Annotated in this window: 17 protein-coding genes; 8 read left to right on the top strand and 9 right to left on the bottom strand. The window is 58.7% G+C overall.

The window, feature by feature from the left end:
- The first annotated feature begins 8 nt into the window (after nt 1-8).
- The 3 genes from A3709_RS18195 to A3709_RS18205 are packed head-to-tail and all read left to right on the top strand — an operon-like array spanning nt 9 to nt 4,050.
- On the top strand, nt 9-998 hold the full coding sequence (locus A3709_RS18195; protein WP_066057862.1) for an NADPH:quinone reductase: 990 nt from the start codon (nt 9-11) through the stop codon (nt 996-998).
- Nucleotides 998-2,536 carry a carboxylesterase/lipase family protein gene (locus A3709_RS18200; RefSeq protein ID WP_066057864.1) on the top strand — a complete coding sequence of 513 codons (1,539 nt, stop codon included), beginning with the start codon at nt 998-1,000 and terminating at the stop codon, nt 2,534-2,536. Before A3709_RS18195 ends, A3709_RS18200 begins: the two co-directional genes overlap by 1 nt.
- The gene (locus A3709_RS18205; RefSeq protein ID WP_066057866.1) at nt 2,533-4,050 is read left to right on the top strand and encodes a BCCT family transporter; all 1,518 of its coding nucleotides are present in this window, start codon (nt 2,533-2,535) and stop codon (nt 4,048-4,050) included. The genes A3709_RS18200 and A3709_RS18205 overlap by 4 nt, the downstream gene beginning before the upstream one ends.
- Here the strand turns inward: A3709_RS18205 and A3709_RS18210 are convergent.
- From A3709_RS18210 to A3709_RS18230, 5 genes are all read right to left on the bottom strand, one after another.
- Nucleotides 4,047-4,463: an aconitase X swivel domain-containing protein gene (locus tag A3709_RS18210; protein ID WP_066057869.1), complete on the bottom strand. Its 417-nt coding sequence runs from the start codon at nt 4,461-4,463 to the stop codon at nt 4,047-4,049. The genes A3709_RS18205 and A3709_RS18210 overlap by 4 nt on opposite strands.
- Nucleotides 4,454-5,719 (bottom strand): aconitase X, encoded by a 1,266-nt coding sequence (locus A3709_RS18215; protein WP_066057872.1) that lies wholly within the window; start codon nt 5,717-5,719, stop codon nt 4,454-4,456. Before A3709_RS18215 ends, A3709_RS18210 begins: the two co-directional genes overlap by 10 nt.
- Before the next feature lie 128 nt (nt 5,720-5,847).
- A complete protein-coding gene (locus A3709_RS18220; protein WP_066057875.1) occupies nt 5,848-6,522 on the bottom strand; it encodes a TetR/AcrR family transcriptional regulator in 675 nt (224 codons plus the stop codon).
- Between the two features lie 111 nt (nt 6,523-6,633).
- Nucleotides 6,634-7,437, bottom strand: coding sequence for an enoyl-CoA hydratase (locus tag A3709_RS18225; RefSeq protein WP_066057878.1), 804 nt, complete (start codon nt 7,435-7,437; stop codon nt 6,634-6,636).
- Between the two features lie 54 nt (nt 7,438-7,491).
- Nucleotides 7,492-8,769 carry a hypothetical protein gene (locus tag A3709_RS18230; protein ID WP_066057880.1) on the bottom strand — a complete coding sequence of 426 codons (1,278 nt, stop codon included), beginning with the start codon at nt 8,767-8,769 and terminating at the stop codon, nt 7,492-7,494.
- A gap of 184 nt (nt 8,770-8,953) precedes the next feature.
- On the opposite strand from A3709_RS18230, the gene A3709_RS18235 reads away from it, so the two are divergent.
- Both A3709_RS18235 and A3709_RS18240 read left to right on the top strand, forming a co-directional pair.
- Nucleotides 8,954-9,763: an ion transporter gene (locus tag A3709_RS18235; RefSeq protein WP_066057883.1), complete on the top strand. Its 810-nt coding sequence runs from the start codon at nt 8,954-8,956 to the stop codon at nt 9,761-9,763.
- Nucleotides 9,764-9,811: 48 nt separating this feature from the next.
- The gene (locus A3709_RS18240) at nt 9,812-10,708 is read left to right on the top strand and encodes a transporter (protein WP_082850206.1); all 897 of its coding nucleotides are present in this window, start codon (nt 9,812-9,814) and stop codon (nt 10,706-10,708) included.
- Between the two features lie 25 nt (nt 10,709-10,733).
- Here A3709_RS18240 and A3709_RS18245 read toward each other — a convergent pair whose 3' ends face one another.
- Complete coding sequence (locus A3709_RS18245; protein WP_066057886.1) at nt 10,734-12,275, bottom strand: aldehyde dehydrogenase family protein; 1,542 nt, start codon at nt 12,273-12,275, stop codon at nt 10,734-10,736.
- A gap of 166 nt (nt 12,276-12,441) precedes the next feature.
- Here A3709_RS18245 and A3709_RS18250 point away from each other — a divergent pair, with 166 nt between their 5' ends.
- Nucleotides 12,442-13,293, top strand: a complete 852-nt coding sequence (locus A3709_RS18250) for a ZIP family metal transporter (protein WP_066057889.1) — start codon at nt 12,442-12,444, stop codon at nt 13,291-13,293.
- 18 nt (nt 13,294-13,311) lie between these two features.
- On the top strand, nt 13,312-13,767 hold the full coding sequence (locus tag A3709_RS18255; RefSeq protein WP_066057891.1) for an isoprenylcysteine carboxylmethyltransferase family protein: 456 nt from the start codon (nt 13,312-13,314) through the stop codon (nt 13,765-13,767).
- Nucleotide 13,768: 1 nt separating this feature from the next.
- Here the strand turns inward: A3709_RS18255 and A3709_RS18260 are convergent, their stop codons facing one another.
- The 3 genes from A3709_RS18260 to A3709_RS18270 all read right to left on the bottom strand — a co-directional run bounded on the left by A3709_RS18260 (nt 13,769) and on the right by A3709_RS18270 (nt 16,259).
- On the bottom strand, nt 13,769-14,089 hold the full coding sequence (locus A3709_RS18260; RefSeq protein ID WP_066057893.1) for a rhodanese-like domain-containing protein: 321 nt from the start codon (nt 14,087-14,089) through the stop codon (nt 13,769-13,771).
- 30 nt (nt 14,090-14,119) lie between these two features.
- Nucleotides 14,120-15,118, bottom strand: coding sequence for a ferrochelatase (hemH, locus tag A3709_RS18265; protein WP_231871240.1), 999 nt, complete (start codon nt 15,116-15,118; stop codon nt 14,120-14,122).
- A 148-nt stretch (nt 15,119-15,266) separates the two neighbouring features.
- A complete protein-coding gene (locus tag A3709_RS18270; RefSeq protein ID WP_066057902.1) occupies nt 15,267-16,259 on the bottom strand; it encodes a prenyltransferase in 993 nt (330 codons plus the stop codon).
- A 499-nt stretch (nt 16,260-16,758) separates the two neighbouring features.
- Here A3709_RS18270 and A3709_RS23435 point away from each other — a divergent pair, with 499 nt between their 5' ends.
- Entirely contained in the window at nt 16,759-16,974 is a 216-nt protein-coding gene (locus A3709_RS23435; RefSeq protein WP_156507846.1) for a hypothetical protein, read from the top strand.
- The last annotated feature ends 125 nt before the right edge of the window (nt 16,975-17,099 follow it).

Genomic DNA, 17,099 nt, shown 5'->3' on the forward strand with positions numbered 1-17,099 from the left:
TTACCACTATGAAAGCAGCCTGGTTTGAAAGCTTTGGCTCGGCGCAGGATGCATTGATCCTGGGCGAACAACCCACCCCGCAACCCGCCCCCGGCGAGGTTTTGGTGCGTTTGCACACCACGGGGGTCAACCCATCCGACGTCAAGAAGCGCGCTGGCGCGTTTCCCAATCTGCTCGATGGTGGGCTGGTGATTCCCCACAGCGATGGTGCCGGGGTAATCGAAGCCGTGGGCGAAGGCGTAGACGCAAGCCGGATCGGTGAGCGCGTATTTGTCTACCAGGCGCAGTACGGCCGACGTCTGGGCACAGCTGCAGAGTATGTTGCACTGGATGCTGCCCTGGCACCGAAGCTTCCCGACGAGGCGTCGTTTGAGGTGGGAGCGTGTATCGGTATTCCGATGATGACAGCGCACCGCTGTGTGTTTGCCGACGGTGACGTGAATGGACAGACCATTCTCGTGACCGGTGGCGCCGGGCGTGTTGGCTATTACGCCATTCAATGGGCTGCCCATGCGGGTGCCCGGGTAATCGCCACAGCCAGTAACGATGCCGATGCGGCCCTGTGTCGTGACATGGGTGCCAGCGAGGTGGTCAACCACCGCGAAGAAAACTGGGGCGAGCAGGTGGTCGCTGCCAATGGCGGCGAGAAGGTCGACCGCGTGGTTGAAGTCGAGTTCGGTGTTAACCTGCCCGAAGTGCTTAAATGTGTGCGCATTGGTGCAACTATTGCGACTTATTCATCTACCGTGGTGCCCGAACCCAGTCTACCGTTCCGCGACATGATGTTTATGGACCTGACGCTGCGCATGGTGATTGTGTACGCCATGCCCGAGCAGGCAAAAGAGGATGCCATTCGCGATACCTTTGAGGCCCTGGCCGCCGGTCGTCTCCAGCACCGCATCGCGCACAGTGTGCCGTTCGCTGAGATGGCGCGCTCCCACGAGTTGATCGAGCAGGGAGGCTTCGGCGGTTGTGTCGTGGTACGCATCAACGACTGATGCGTAAATGTCTGTCATTGCTGGCGTTGTTAGGTGGACTGGCATCGCCAGTAGTGGCTGCACCTGTACCGGAACTGGTGCTGGGCGAAGCCCGGTTTCAGGGCGTTAGTGCGCAACAGGGTGCGGTAGATGCGTTTCTCGGGCTGCCTTTCGCCCAGCCACCGGTAGGTGAACTGCGCTGGCAATCTCCCCGTCCTCCTGAATACCCCGCCGGCAAGCTAGCGGCGGATGCCTTTGCGCCTGCTTGTTTCCAGGGCGATCACATTACCAATTGGTATCGCGGTGTGGTTGAGGGTTTTGGTGGCAACCCCGACGAGGTAATGGCACCGGCGGTAAGTGAGGATTGCCTCTACCTGAACGTATGGCGGCCCGCCGAGCGCGGCGACGAGACGCTGCCGGTGATTGTATATGTGCACGGCGGCAGCAACGCCGGCGGCTGGTCTTACGAGCCCAACTATTTCGGCCATGAGTTGGCGTCCCGCGGTGCTGTTGTCATTACGGTTGCCTACCGTTTGGGGCCCTTTGGTTTCTTTGCCCACCCGGAGCTGGCGAATAGCAACTTCGGCCTGCAGGATATTGTGGCAGCCCTACGCTGGGTGCGCACCTGGGCACCCGAGCTTGGCGCTGACAGTGAGCGGGTCACGGTAATGGGTGAATCGGCAGGTGCGTCGAATATCTCTATGTTGCTGGTGATGCCTGAGGCGAACTTGTTGTTTCAGCGGCTGATACACCAGAGCGCTGGTTGGGCCATCCGCGAACTGCCCAGTCTGGAGACCGGTCAGCAGCAGGGGCTTGCATTACAGCAGGCGGCCAATGTCGAGGATCTGGCGGGGCTGCGTGCGCTGCCGGCGTCGCAGCTGGACACGCTGGCGAAAGCGGTTTACGCCGACAGCGGTTTCGATCCTGTGGCCGGTGATACGGTCGTGCCACTGCCGTTATCCGATCAACTGGCTGCGGACAAGTTACCGGCCATTGACCTGCTCATTGGCAGCAACGCGGATGAATGGAAAATCTATCTGTCAGCGGACGAGACGCTCGATAACTGGCTGCAGCAAAACCTGCCCGAGCCATTGCACGATCGCGCTCGCGCTGCCGTCGAGGGGTTAGATGAGGCGCAGGCTCTCGACCGGCTGATTACCGCCGGTGTTTATGTGTGTCCTTCTATGGACCTCGCAGAGGGATTGGCAGAGGTCGGTGCCAATACCTGGGTTTACTATTTCTCGCGGGTACGGCCGGGGCACAAGGCCGAGGGTATGGGCGCTTATCACGGCGCCGAGTTGCCCTATGTATTTAATACGCACGACAGCTGGCTGCCGACGGCGGCGCAAGATCGCGCGCTGACCAGCGCCATGATGGACTACTGGATGAACTTCGCTCGCAGCGGGAATCCCAACGGCGATGACAAGCCCTCATGGCCTGCGTTCAAGCCCATTGCAGGGCAGGTCATGCAGCTTGATACCCAAATCTCGGCAATAGCCCACCCCAGTGCGTCACTTTGCGGCATACTGAAAGAAAAAGACGCCGCGGAGGGCGCATGACAGACGCAAGCAAGGGAAGTATCGACCGCTGGGCCTTCGGGGCAACGCTGTTCACGATCGCCATACTGGTGGTGCCCATGTGGGTCGCGCCGCAACAGGCTGGCGTATTGATTCAGGCAGCGTATGACAGCCTCACCCAGAACCTGGGCTTTCTGTATCAGTGGTACGGGGTCGCGGTACTGGTATTTCTGCTTTATCTCGCCTTCGGGCGCTTTGGCAAAGTTCGCCTCGGCGAGGCGGATAGTCGGCCCGAGTTCAGTACCCTCAGCTGGGTGGCCATGCTCTTCAGTACTGGTATTGGCGCCGGTTTACTCTACTGGGCGGTCATTGAGTGGGGGTATTATATTGATACGCCGCCCTTTGGTGTTGAGGCGCGCAGTTCTGAGGCCGTAGAGTGGGCGGCGAGTTATGGCTTGTTTCACTGGGGCTTCAGCGCCTGGGGTTTTTATTGCCTGCCGGCATTGGCCATTGCGTATCCTTTTTACGTGCGCAAAATTCCCTACCTGCGGTTGTCCACCGGTTGCCTGCATTTTCTGCCGGGGGGCGTGACCAGTAAACGCGGCCGCCTGCTCGACTTCTTCTTCATGATTAACCTGATTGGTGGCACGGGTACGTCGCTGGGTTTGTCCTCGCCGATGATCGCCGCCAGTTTGGCTGAATTGCTGGGTGTCTCCCATGACTTCGTGCTTGAAGCGCTTGTTGTTGTGCTTTGTATTGGCGTGTTCGGTACCAGTGCTTATCTGGGCCTCGAGCGAGGCATCAAGAAGCTGTCAGATTTCAATTTCTGGCTGGCGATGACACTGTTGTTTTTTGTACTGGCGGTGGGGCCGACGCTGTTCATTCTCAAGATGGGTACGAACGGTATCGGTCTGATGGTGCAGAACTTCGTGCGCATGGCGACCTGGACCGACCCGGTAGAGAACACCCGCTTTGTCGAAGACTGGACCATATTCTACTGGGCATGGTGGATTGCCTACGCACCTTTCGTGGGTATCTTTGTGACGCGTATTTCCTACGGCCGCACAATTCGCGAAGTCATTGGTGGCATGCTCGCGTTCGGTAGTGCAGGGGCCTGGCTGTTCTTTATCGTATTCGGCAACTACGCCATGCATCTGGACCTGAACAATCTGGTGCCGGTCACCACATTGATGAGTGAGGAAAGCGCTGCAGTGGCCATTGTTGCGGTATTCAGCAGTCTGCCGCTGGGCACCCTGGCCCTGGCCGTTTTTGTTGTCGTGGCGGTGGTGTTTCTGGCCACTACTTATGACTCGGCGTCCTATACGTTGGCGTCCGTGTCCACCATGGAACTGCACGCGGGCGAAAACCCCGCGCGTGGCTTGCGGATGTTCTGGGCCTGCGCCCTGGGTGTGCTCCCCATAACACTGATGTTTGTCGATGGCGGGCTCAAGGTGATTCTCTCCACCACCATTGTAGTGTCGGTGCCGTTACTGGCAGTGGGATACATGATGGCGCGCTCCCTGATGGTGCAACTGCATCAGGATCATCCCGCTTAGCGGAGCATGAGCTGACCCTGGCTCACCAGGGCTTGTTGGCCATCGGGAAGTTGTGCGAGCACATCGGTGTTCGCAATCAGCGCCACGGGAATCGCCGGCAGATCGATCATGCTGGCCGCGAGCACGGCGGCAACGGCGGTGGGGTCGCTGTAGGCGAGCACAATGGCGGCGGGGCCCCTTCCGGCAGCGAGACATTCCAGCAGTGCGCCGGGAGCCGCAGTACTGCCGCGCGGCGCGGGTAGCACCAGAATGCGCGAACCCACACAGGCGCCACGCTGTGGGTGTTGGTTATCGACGATCATGCCTGACGCCGGTTCTAGCCCGCCCCAGAAGCTCAGTCCCTGTGAGAGCACCATGAGCCTGCCCTCAGCGCTGCCATCGACTAACATGTCCAATGCAATACCTAAAGCCATGGGCTGTCCCCCAGGCGTTGTAGGTGTCCGCTGCTGGCCGTGGCCAGGCAGTCATTCAGGTCACCCAGAACCGTGGCGATATTCAGGTTGCCTGAGCCGTAGTAAGCCCACTTGGCGGAATCGGTCAGAACTGTCCCTTGCGGGTTGGGAATCACACCGCGATAGTAACTGCAGGCATCGACCACCAGGGTTACGCCGCGCGTTGCCAGCTCACCGGCCAATAACTCACTGTGTAACTGATCGCGGTTGTAACGCGAGGTGGTAACAAATACAGGAATGGTCGCCCTGGTATCCGTTGCGATCATGCGCTTTGTCAGGGCGCGGAGCTGGTCCAGGGAATAGTGTGGTGTGCCCAGGCAAACCGCATTCACCGTTTGCGTGGGCGTACCCTGATAGGGCGCCGCTGTGGTGTGCAACTGTTCAGTCGTCAGCTGCACGCTGTGCAGGTGCGACACCGGGTATTGGTCCGCCTCGGGTGTAACGCCGGCAACGTGAAACAGGGAAATGGCCCCCGCGCTTGCGGCAGCGGCACCCAGCCCGCGCAGGTAGTCCTCGCTTGGCTTAATGCTTAGCCCCCGCAACAGCGGCACCTCGGTATCAAAGTGCTGGCCCAGCCATAAACCGATGAGTTCTCCCGCTAGCGGTGTACGCCAGGTTTCATTCGGGAGCGCACTGCAGTCGATAATGCAGGTAGGTTGACGCATGTCGTCCAGGTAGAGGCCGTACTCGGGTATGCGCCCGGTCAGTGCCGCGCAGAGATCGAGGTACTGCACGGTCTTGTTGGTGCGCGCACCCAGCACCGAATTGGCGAATACTACGGCGTTGGATTCCGCCCAGGCCAGTGTGTCGCCTAGCATTGGTCGACCCGGTAGTTGGTAGGGCGCACAGGTGAGTTGCGCATCGCAGCCCATGGCCCGATAAAGTTCAACCACACTCGCCGCTGCGTCGCGGTCACAGGGTGGGCTGGGCGAGTCGTGAGCGAGGCAGGCGGAGCTGGCATTGAGTGTTGTGGGGACTCTGACCCGGGCGCCGTCTTCAACGAGCCGCCGCAAGAATGTCAGGTCAGCCTCGCCGCTGTAGTAGGGGCCGACCAGGTGACAGTGGTTAACGTCGATAAGGCGCCTTGCCTGAAGCGCTTTGGCGGTTTGCACCACGAACTGCATGGCCCTTGCCGTTGCGCTTCCCCAGCGACCATCTAGGCAGTCGCGATCGTAACTGGAAAGCGCAATATCCTGTGTGCGTAGGGCGAGAGGCATGGCCGGATCGTTCCAAACAGATAATCTAGCCAGTCTAGCAGTGGGCGGCTGTTCTAAGCGTTATTACGCGTGCTTCTGTAGATGATGATTCCTCAGGTACGCAACAAACTGTGTCATGTATGTGGGGCCTAACCGGGTATGGCGATATCAAAGCACTGAGCCAGGTGACGCCTGAGGGTGACGTCGATCAACTGCTTGTTGGGCTGTTCATTGCCGGCGAGGGTAAGTGTGCTCTCCAGGTGGCGGAAAACCGCTGCGGTGAGCATGGCATCGGTATCTGGATCATTGGAACCCATGGCGTTGTGGATGCTGGCGAGTATATTCAGTTGCGCCTGCCACTCTTGATGGAGCATGGCGCGCAACGCCGGGTAGCGCACAGATTCATGGTAGAACGCCAACTCCAGCAGCCGGTCCTGGCGACCGCGGGTCAGTTGGTCCAACACATAGTCCACGGCAATTTCGAAGATAAATGCGGCGGCACTGGCACGCTGCTTTGGCGGTACCGAACCTTCGCCAAAAGGCGCCAGCAGCTCGCTGGTCTCCTGGTAAAAAGGGTTACTCCCGATCTGGGTGCGCTGACTCCAGGTTTGGAAGGCGCTGATGATCAGGTCTTCGATACTGCTGAAATGGTACGTGGTACTGCCAAGGGATACGCCGGCACGTTTGGCAATGGCACGATTACGTACACTGCGCATGCCTTCCTCGACGATGATGTCCAGGGCTGCCTGGAGAATTTTGCCACGGGTTTCTTCGCGCTTCTGAGCATGGCTCCGGCGCAGGGGTCTGGTGAGGGTTTCTACCACTGGGTAACCTATCGAACTCGGTGTTATCGTTATATCTGTACCATCGTACAGTAAATGCGCCGCGCGCAATAGCCCCCCGAATTGCCGGGCCTGAATGCCTGCGTTGTGCCTCTAGTCTTTGAATTCCGGGCTGCGACCCTGCTTGCGTGCGCGGATAGCCTCCTCGAAGTTTTCGGTGGTCATCCGTACAAACAATTGGGCGTGGCTCTCGTGGTTCATGTGGGTATGCAGGCTGCCGGCGTCCATACCTGCCCACAGCATTTGCTTGCTGATTTCCACGCCCAGTCGGCTGAAACCACAGATGCGCTCGGCGATGGTATAGCATTCTTCAAGGAGTGCCTCGTGGTCTACCGTGCGTGAGACCAGGCCGATGGCTGCGGCCTCTGCGGCGTCTACATCGCGGCCAGTCAGCATGATGTCGAAGGCGCGGCTGGTGCCGATAGCGCGGGGCAGCAGGTAACTCAGGCCCAGCTCTGCGGAGGTCAGGCCATTGTTAATGCCCGCGGGGCGGAAGTAAGCATTATGCGACGCAATGCGGATATCAGTGGCCATGGCGAGGCAAAANCCACCGCCGATGGCCGCGCCGTTAATGGCGCCGATAACAGGCTGGTGCATATCCTGCAGAGTGCGCACCACGTCCTCGAGAATCTTCATGGCGCGCCTTGCGATGCCCGGTACCGTCAGGCCATTGAAAATATCCAGCCAACCCGGGTCTTCCAGATCTGCCCCGGCGCAGAATCCTTCACCGGCGCCGGTCACAATGACCACCCGAAAATCGTTGTTGAAGCTCGCCGCTTCAAGCGCCTCACGAAACGGTACCATGACATCAAATGCCATGGCGTTCATGCGCTCGGGCCGGTTGAGGGTGATCTGGCAGACCCCGTCGTGGGGGTACTCTACGTTGACGAAAGACATCCGGGCTTCCTGCTTGTTGTTATTGATAGCAGTCTAGCCCGGTCCCCCGGGGCATTACAGTTTCTCGACGGCCTCCAGCTCCAGGCTGTCAAAGATAGTGTTGCGCAGTTCAAGTACTCCATCACTGTCGCCGTCCACCGACTCCTGTGTGACCTTGAAATCTTCCTTCTTGTTCTCGGTTGAGAGCGATCCTAATATGGTGATACCCAGCGTACCCGGGCCCTCTTCCTCGAGTTGCGCACCGTCATCGTTGCTATCCACAATAACGACCCGGCGCAGGTAGGCGACGAGATCTCCCTCGTCAGCCTCACTCATTTTTATGCCTTCATCTGCGTTGCCGAAAGCTGCAACCCGTTGCACCTTAATGTCAAAGCCACCCGGGCCTTCTTCATCGAAGTCCAGGCCTTCGTCCATATTAAAGCTCAGTGCGCTGTTGCCAATCTGGCCCACAATAGAGCCTGGCCCCGCTTCATCAATGTCAAACCCGTCGTCGAGGTCCAGCACGAGTTCGCCATCATCGTCCTCAACACAAGTCGGGTCTTCGGGGTTTTCCAGGTCGGTAATCGCTGCGCAGTAATGACCGTTGGCCTTGAGAGTTAGCCACTGTGCCGCAATGCTGACATCGCCATCGTCGCCTTCATCCAGTTCGATGCCATCTGCGCCAACATTTTCGAAAATGGAATGGCGTGCCCGGAAGAAAATACTGCCGTCGCCGCGTTCGTCCACCCGGACACCGTCCGCGTCGAACTGGCCGGTACCGACCGAATCGACATGGACGCGAGACAGGGTGACACTGACCGACGCGGGCGAGCCATTGCCGCCGCCGCCACTGCCGGCACCACAGTCTGCGAGGTCGCAATCGAAGACGTGAACGCCATGGTCGCCTGTATGACTGACGCTGACATTATTCAGCGTCAGTTCCACCATACCCTGGCGGGTCACGGGAACACTCACAAGAATGCCGTTGCCGCCGCCCTGCATGATTTGCCAGCCGCCTGCAGGTTGGTCTTCAAAGCTGAGATTGGAAATTTTTAAGTTCGCTCCCTGGGTAATTTCCAGCAGCGTGTTGCCTGCACCACCGCCGGAAATCGTCTGGCCATTACCCACGATAGTGAGGGCATCGCTGTGTTCATAAACCAGTGTGTCGCTGATACCGATATCCCCCACGCCTTCGGCGATCGTAATGTGCGTTGCGCCATTGGCCAGGGCGGTGCGTAGTGAACCGGGGCCGCTGTCGGCTGCACTGGTTACTACAAAGGGCGCTGAGTGAGCCGAGGCAACAAGGGCAGCGTAGCCAATGGCGGTGGCGAGGGTTTGTTTGGCGAAGGTCATGCGGTCTTTCCTTTTGTTTCCTGATGTGAACAATTGATCAGGCCAGCCTAGAGCGCGAATTTTGCAGCGGCGTGTCTATTCAGTGACGATATTGCTACGAAAATGTGTCGGTGCAGTGACGGGGTAAATTTATTAGAATGGGCGCTAGCTGTTGTTGTCCTTCCTGTGAGAGTTAATCCCTGAAATGAGTGCCCGGACCGATGTCTGGCAGGCTAAGTTTGAACGCCTGCGCAGTAATAAATTGTTTGAACTCCTGGTTATTAGCGTCATCCTGATCTCGGCCCTGGTGATCGGAGTGAAGACCTATCCGCTACCACCGCTGGCGAACCAGGCCATCGTCATCATGGACTGGGGGATTACGCTGTTTTTCGCCGTCGAAATTGTCGTCCGTTTTCTGGGGGAGAGTGATCGGCGGCAATTTTTTCGTAGTGGCTGGAACGTATTTGATACGCTGATTGTGGCGGTCAGCCTGATACCCATTGAAGATTCCGAACTCGCCCTGATCGGCCGGCTGGTGAGGATTTTCCGGGTGTTGCGCATGGTATCGATTATTCCCGAACTGCGTACCCTGTTGAATTCACTGCTCAAGGCCCTGCCACAGCTGGGCTATGTCATGCTGATGATGTTTATTATTTTCTACATCTACGCGGCCTTGGGCAGCACATTCTTTGCCGCCATTAACCCCGAACTCTGGGGCGATATTTCCATCAGTATGCTCACCCTGTTCCGGATTATGACGTTTGAGGACTGGACTGATGTCATGTATGAAACCATGGCGATTTATCCGCTCAGTTGGTCGTTCTACCTGAGCTTCATTTTCCTCTCGGCCTTCGCTTTCCTGAATATGATCATCGGTATCGTGGTGAACGTACTGGAGGAAGAGCACCAGGCTCAGGCCCGGGAAGAGGCGCTGGCCGCCGGTGAACCTACCCTGGCTGAACTGCGCGACGAAATACAGGGCCTGCGGCGCCTGCTGGAGAGTCGCCAAAGTTAGGGTGCCTCTGAAATTGCCCTGTGCCGGAGGGGCGACCATAATAGTGGTATGAGAAGCTTTCTTGCTGCGATTCTGTCACTGGCAAGTGGTGTGAGTCTGGCTCAGGAGCTCACGCCTCGTGCCTACTGGCCCGCGCCCAAGGGCACACAGGTGTTGACCATGGGGGTGCTGCACCACTCGGGCGATACGGTCCCCGATCCCTCACTGCCCCTGACGGGGGTGGACTCCCGTATTACTACGGGCTATCTCGACTACCTGCGCACGATTTCCCTGTTTGGCCGCTCCGCGAACTTTATCGTCGAGCTACCTTATTCCGATGGCAATACCCGGGTTGAGCACGAGGAGATGGGCCTGCTGGAGCAGGATTACAAGGGCGTGGGCGATATCTCCGCCACGTTCTCGATAAATCTGCTGGGGGCGCCGACCAAGTCCCGGGAAGAGTTCGCCGCGATGCGCGAAGCCCCGTCACCCATTGTTGGCGCTAGCCTCAAGGTGGTGGCGCCAACCGGTAACTATGACAACGACCAGCTCGTTAACGTGGGCGCAAACCGCTGGGCGGCGCGCGCCGAGGTGGGTTATATGTTGCCGCTGCAGCGCCAGTGGCTGATTGAGGTCGCTGCCGGTGCCTGGATGTTTGGCGATAACGACGACTTTCTCGGCCTGCGCCGCGAGCAGGATGACGTGTATACGGTGCAGGCGCACCTTGTGCATCGCTTTTCGCCGGGATTCTGGGCGTCGCTGGATTTGAACGGTTATCGCGGCGGGCGCAGCAAAATCGACGGCCGGCGCCTGGATGATTTGAAGCGGGATTCCAAGTACGGCGCCACGGTGGTGTGGCCAATGGCCCGCGGTCAGGTCCTGAAATTCAGCTATGCCGCGGGCTCAGCCAATGACGCCGAAGAAGATTTCGACGTATTCTCCCTGAGCTATCAGCGCCTGTTTTAGCACAGGCGCTGAACCCGCACCGGTATTAGCTCATCCAGCGTCCCAGAGGCGTCTTCACCCACAGGAAATTCATGAGCTTTTTCATGCCTTCGGCACTGTCAGCGCTGTAGGGGTAGCCGTTTTGCATCTTGCCGCCGAAGCGGTCGATGACAATCGGCATTTCATGGGTGTAACCGCGCAGGCCTTTCTTGCCGTTGACCTGGCCCAGGCCAGAATTCTTCTTACCGCCAAAGGGGGCGGCGGGAATGCCGTAGCTGACGGCCATATCGTTCACCGAGCAGGCGCCGGTGTCGATGGCTGCGGCGAGGCGATAGCCCTTGTCTTTGTCCTGGGTCCAGACATTGCCGTTGAGGCCGAATTCGGAATCATTGGCCAGGCGCAGAGCTTCCTCTTCAGTGTCGACTTTCTGGATGCAGAGAATCGGACCAAAGGTCTCCAGCAGCATGATATCCATGCTGTTGTCGACCTCTGTGATCACCGTGGGTTCGTAGTATAGGCCGGGAAGATCCGGATTGCGCTTGCCGCCCATGAGAATGTTGGCGCCCTTGGCCCGGGCGTCTTCGACGTGGGCTTCGATGATAGCCATTTGCCGATCCCAGAACACAGCGCCGACGTCTTCATTCCAGCCATGCTCGCTGCCCTGACGCAGGCCTTTGCCTCTCTCCAGGACCTTTTGCAGGAACTCGTCGTAGACTTCTTTAACGACATAGATGCGCTCGGTACCGCAGCAGTAGTGGCCAGTGTTCATGCATGAGCCCACCCACGCACCGTCGGCGGCACGATCAAGGTCCGCGTCAGCGCAGACAATCATGGCGTCGTTACCGCCCAGTTCCAGGGATACGGGAATCAACTGTTCGGCGCAGGCCACGGCCACTTTCTTGCCGGTGGCGACGCTGCCGGTAAAGGAAACTTTGTCGACGCCACCGCGAACAATGGCAGCACCGGTTTCCCCATCGCCCAGCAGTACCTGCAATACGCCATCAGGCAGGCCTGCCTGGCGGAAGATATCCTCAGCAAGTTTTGCAGAATAGGGGGTGACTTCTGAGCCCTTGGCTACCACGGTATTACCCGCCAGGATCGCCTGCGCTGCCTGGTTCATTACCAGTACAAACGGTCCATTCCAGGGCGTGATCAGGCCCACGACACCCAGCGGTTTATAGACGATGCGGAGTTGTTTCATGATGCCTATCAGGCCGTGGGCCTTGCGCTTGCGGGGGGCAAGGAATTTCTCGGCGTTCTTGGCGTAGTAGCAGAGCTGGTCGGCCACGGAAAAAACTTCCATGCTCATCGCATCGGTGCGCGCCTTGCCGGTTTCGCTGACCACAGTGTCGATGACTTCGTCCTGGCGCTCCAGAAGAATCTGCAGCGCCTTTTCGACGATAGCTGCGCGTGCCTTCATGCTGGTTGCTGCCCATGCCGGCTGTGCGGCGCGGGCCTTCTGGATGGCCGCGGCGACATCTTCACTATTGGCGCACACCAGTTCGCCGGTGGGCTCGAGGGTCACCGGGCTGCGCAATTGCAGGTGGCGGCGTGAGTCGTTGGATTCAATCGGTTCGTACAGAGACATGTCAGGGCCTGCTACGGATACTTGGGTTTGTTATAAACTAATGATCGTTAGTCTCGCCGTCAATGTCCTGCACCGCCCCCTCAGCTGATGAAAACGATCATATACTGCGGCGCATGACCGATTGTGGAATAATGCGCGGTTTCCACCTCGGGGCACTATTCTGGTCATGTCGGGCTCACCCGTACTGTTATTGTTGGCTTACTGCGTAGCCATTGCCTGCTTCTCCCTGGCGGGGGGGCAGTTGCCGAATTGGGTAAAGATGACCCACACGCGTACCCAGCTGATGATGAGCCTGGTGTCAGGGTTGATGCTGGGTGTGGCGTTCTATCACCTGTTGCCACACAGCATCGCGTTGGAGCAGGGCAGTGTCGATCGCTCGGTCTGGTGGTTAATGCTCGGATTGATTGGCATGTTGCTGATGTTGCGCATGTTTCACTTCCACCAGCACGATTTCAGCCTGGAGGAGGGCGTTCATTATGAGCATGGCCATGGGCACAGTCATGGCCATGTTAATGGCCAGGAGGGCGTGCACAGCCTCAGCTGGGTGGGGATTGCCCTGGGCCTGGGCGTGCACACACTCATTGACGGCGTGGCGCTGGGTGCGGTCATGGTGGGTGAGTCTCACTCGCATACCACTGTACTGGCCGGTTTCGGCGTATTCCTGGCGATTTTGCTGCACAAACCACTTGATGCGATGTCGATTACCTCGGTGATGGAAGCGGGCGGCTGGAGCCCACGCGCCCGGCTGGCAACCAACCTGGCGTTTGCGCTGTTGTGCCCTCTGGGGGCGCTGGCATTTTACTTTGGCATCGATTCGCTCACTGGCAGCCCCGAGGTACTGGTAGGTGCGGCGCTGGCGTTCTCAGCCGGCGCGTTTATCTGTATTGCCCTTAGCGACTTGCTGCCCGAGGTCCACTTTCACAGCCACGACCGTGGCAAATTGACCGCGGCATTTATGCTCGGTATCGTCCTTGCGTATGGCATCGGGGCAATCGAACCCAGCTCCATGCATCATTGATTCGGAGGGGATAACACAGTGGCCCAGGTAAAGCGCATCATCTACCCTCCCGTGTGGCTTGCCATCGGGGTGATCGTGCAGTTTGTCTGCAATGAGTACTTCCCCTTGGCGCGCTTCACCTCCACGGCGGGGCAAATGGTCGGCGGGGTGATTCTAGTTGCCGGACTGGCGCTGCTGGTGTTGGCTGGCGGGCTGTTCAAACAGGCGGATACCGACCTGATTCCTTTCAAGAATGTGTCTGCACTGGTCACTACCGGTGTGTACCGCTTCACTCGCAACCCCATGTACCTGGGAATGACGCTGGTGTTATTGGGTTGTGCGGTAACGGTGGGGGCAGCGGCGGCGTTTATCGTGCCGCCGGTGTTTATGGCGATTATCCAGCTGCGTTTTATCCTCCCGGAAGAGCAAATGCTGCGGGAGCTGTTCCCCGAAGAGTTTCCTGCCTTCTGTAAGCGGGTGCGCCGCTGGATCTAGTTCAGCGCTGCTGCTGGGCTGACAGGTCGCGGGCCTCTTCCAGGCCCCCGGCATTGATCACATTGCTGTAACCGCGCCGCTCCAGGCTTTCCTTGGCTACTTGTGCCCGGCCACCGGCGCCGCAGTACAGGTAAATCTCGCTGTCTTTATTCACGTCCAGGCCATGTATGCCAGATTCAACCTGGTCAAAGGGGATATGGTGCGCGCCGTCGACGTGACCTGCGTTAAATTCGGCCGGTGACCTTACGTCAATCCATACCGGCTCAGAGGCCCAGGTGACGGAGGTGTAAAGCCAGATGAGAACCGCTAGAAATTGACGCATGTTGTTGTCCCGTAAATGAATTGGCAGGTGTCATAGCCAGCCCGCGAGTTGATCCTCGATCAGGTGCGCCAGCGCGGCGACATGGTCCTGGCCGCTGTTCAGGCAGGGTATAAACCCGTAGCTGGTACCGCCGTTGTCTATGAAAACTTCGCGATTTTCATCGCCCATCTCTTCGATGGTTTCCAGGCAGTCTGCGGAGAACCCGGGGCAGATGACCTGCACGCTGTCGACGCCCTGGCTGGGCAGGTCGGCCAGTGTCTCATCGGCGTAGGGGCGCAGCCACTCCTCACGCCCGAAGCGCGATTGAAAGACCGTCATGTAGCTGTCCTCGGTGAGGCCCAGCAAATCGACGACCAGTTGCGTGGTGCGATGGCATTGCTGTTCGTAGGGGTCGCCCTCGTCGCAGTAGCGCTGGGGTACACCGTGGTAGGAGAACACCAACTTTTTCGGCACACCGTGTTCCGCCTGGTAGCGCTTGATGCTGAGGGCCAGGGCGGCGATATAGTCTTCGTTGTCGTGGTAACCGGAGATAAACCGCAGGTTCGGCATGGAGCGCCGGGACTCCAGGCAATCGTTAAGAGCGTCGGAGGTGGAGCCCACGGTCGCGCCACTGTACTGGGGAAAGAGCGGCAGGACCAGCAGTTTCTCAACGCCGGCGTCGAGCATTTTTTCGACCACGCTGGCCATGGAGGGATTGCCGTAGCGCATGGCGAAATCTACCACCACATCGTCGCCGTGACGTTCACTCATGATATGGCTCAGGGCATTAGTTTGCGCCTGGGTATGTATCATCAGCGGCGAACCTTGTTCGGTCCATACAGTGGCGTAGGCGGCTGCCGACTTGGCTGGACGGGTATTGAGAATAATGCCCCTGAGAATGGGCACCCATTGCCAGCGGGACAGGTCAACCACCCGGGGGTCGGACAGAAATTCTTTCAGATAGCGCTTCACCGCTGCCTTGTCGGGGGCATCGGGAGTGCCGAGGTTGGTCAGGAGAACGCCAATCCGTGGGCGTTGTGCATCATTCACTGCAGTACGGCTCTTTTCCATGGGGCGCCAATATACGTGGGGATACGTTGAGCGCCAAGGGGTGGATTGATTTTTTTGGTAAAGAAAAACGTCGCAGATCGGGCGTGAAACCGCGGCCGCGACAGTGGGGTGAGTTGGGATGACTCATTTAGATCATAAGCGTGTCCAGAATCATCCCGAGCAGGAACAGCGAGGTAAAGCGCCGCGTGTGGCGAAATGCGTTCGCTGAAAACCACAGGGGCCAGATGCCCTCGGGGTAACTGGCGGGTGCTTCTGTGGGTTTTGGTGCAGAAAATACCCCAAATAGCCGGGGCAGTTGGGGCAGGCAGGCAAACACCAGTAGCATTGGCCAGGCGAAGGTGCCTGTAGCGACCAGGCCAATGCACAGCAGGTACTGGCCCACCATCATCGCCAGGGTTGCATAGCGAGCTGCGGCCTCGCCGATCAGAACCGGCAGTGTACTCACGCCCTTGGCCTTGTCGGCGTCGAGCTTGTCGGTGTGTTTGCCGAGCAGCACCGTCGTCGGCCCTAACGCAAAGACCAGGCTGAGCCAGGTGACGTCCCAGCTCCACTGGCCAGCCGACACATAGAAGCTGCCGCCGACCATGAGCGGCCCCCACACCAGCAGCATGGCGGACTCGCCCAGCCCGTAGTATTTGAGCGGCCATGTATAGAACACCACGAAGAAGGCGCCGGCGAGCATCAGATCGAACGTCAGGCCGCTGCGCTCGTAGACCAGCCAGCCGCCAAGGGCCAGCGCGATACCGGCGGTGACGCCCACGTAGCGCCAGAACTCCGATTCATCCATGAGGCCGTCTTCCAGTACGTGCACGCCGTACTGGTTGCGGTAGGAATTGTTCTTGTCGATGCCCCGCTGTGAATCGGTGTAGTCATTGAGCAGGTTATTGGTGGCGTGGGCAAACAGCAGCCCCAGCACGCTGGCCAGCCATAAATCCCACTGGAACACACCGGCGCGCCAAGCCATCAGGCCCCCCAGGGCCGCAGCGGTAAAGGTCATGAACAACACCGAAGCCCGACAGGCAATCAGCCACTTGGCCAACGGGTCCAGGGCCTGCCACTCCTGTTCGGAAAGTTTTGGCATGCGGTCGAGGGCACGGCCCCACATTTTCACGTCGATCATCGGCGCAGGTCACAGGTGTTGGAGTGGTTTTAAAGCGTACCTTATTTCGTGATCGCTGCGCACTTGCACCATCGTGATACGGGTCAATGGCGATGCACAAAAGCTGCGCTATGCTAATCCCATGCAAAATGTGGGGCCTATTGCTAATGAGATTTAGTCTCGCTATAGGTGTAGGGAGCAGACCATCGTGAAGTGAAAAAGGATTGCCCTTATACTCGCGGGACTTGGGTTGGGTGTGGCGACATGCCCACGCGGGCGTGTCCTGTATCGACCGTCACGCGGTGGTTGAGGACGCCCTCCACGCGGCCCGCCATGTCGATGTTGATCACACGCCTGTTTATGTTTACCCCCTGGTGTCACCCAAGGTGTGTGGCCGCTGCCATGTTGCGGCGAAAGAGCAGTTTGCTCCGTGTGGCCACTACCGCGCCTATCGCCAGATTATTGCCAAGGACAGCCTCCGCGCGCTCGTGAATGTGCACGAGGGGACCGGCTGGATGCAGTGCCACGGTACCGAGATCAGCTCGACGAAAACAAGCGCCCGACACCGGAAGCCTGGCCCAGCATCTGTGGCTCCATGAAGGCCGCCGCGGACTACGCCCATTGGCACGGCTTCTTCGAGCTGCAGCAAGATCTCTACAAACTGCAACTCATCCACGCCAAACGCCTAGAAACCGGCCAGATCGAACCCGACGCCCTCTCCGCCAAAAAACACTAACCCTGGGGTCAGGTCTCAGAATTCTGAAACAAGCGTTTCAGAATTTTGAGACCTGACCCCAGGGGGTTAGCATGAAATTGGGGGGATGTCGCGCTTCTCAAAGGACGAAACTGTCCGTAGTATCC

This window comes from Halioglobus sp. HI00S01 (assembly GCF_001635445.1).
GTDB classification, from domain to species: domain Bacteria; phylum Pseudomonadota; class Gammaproteobacteria; order Pseudomonadales; family Halieaceae; genus Halioglobus; species Halioglobus japonicus.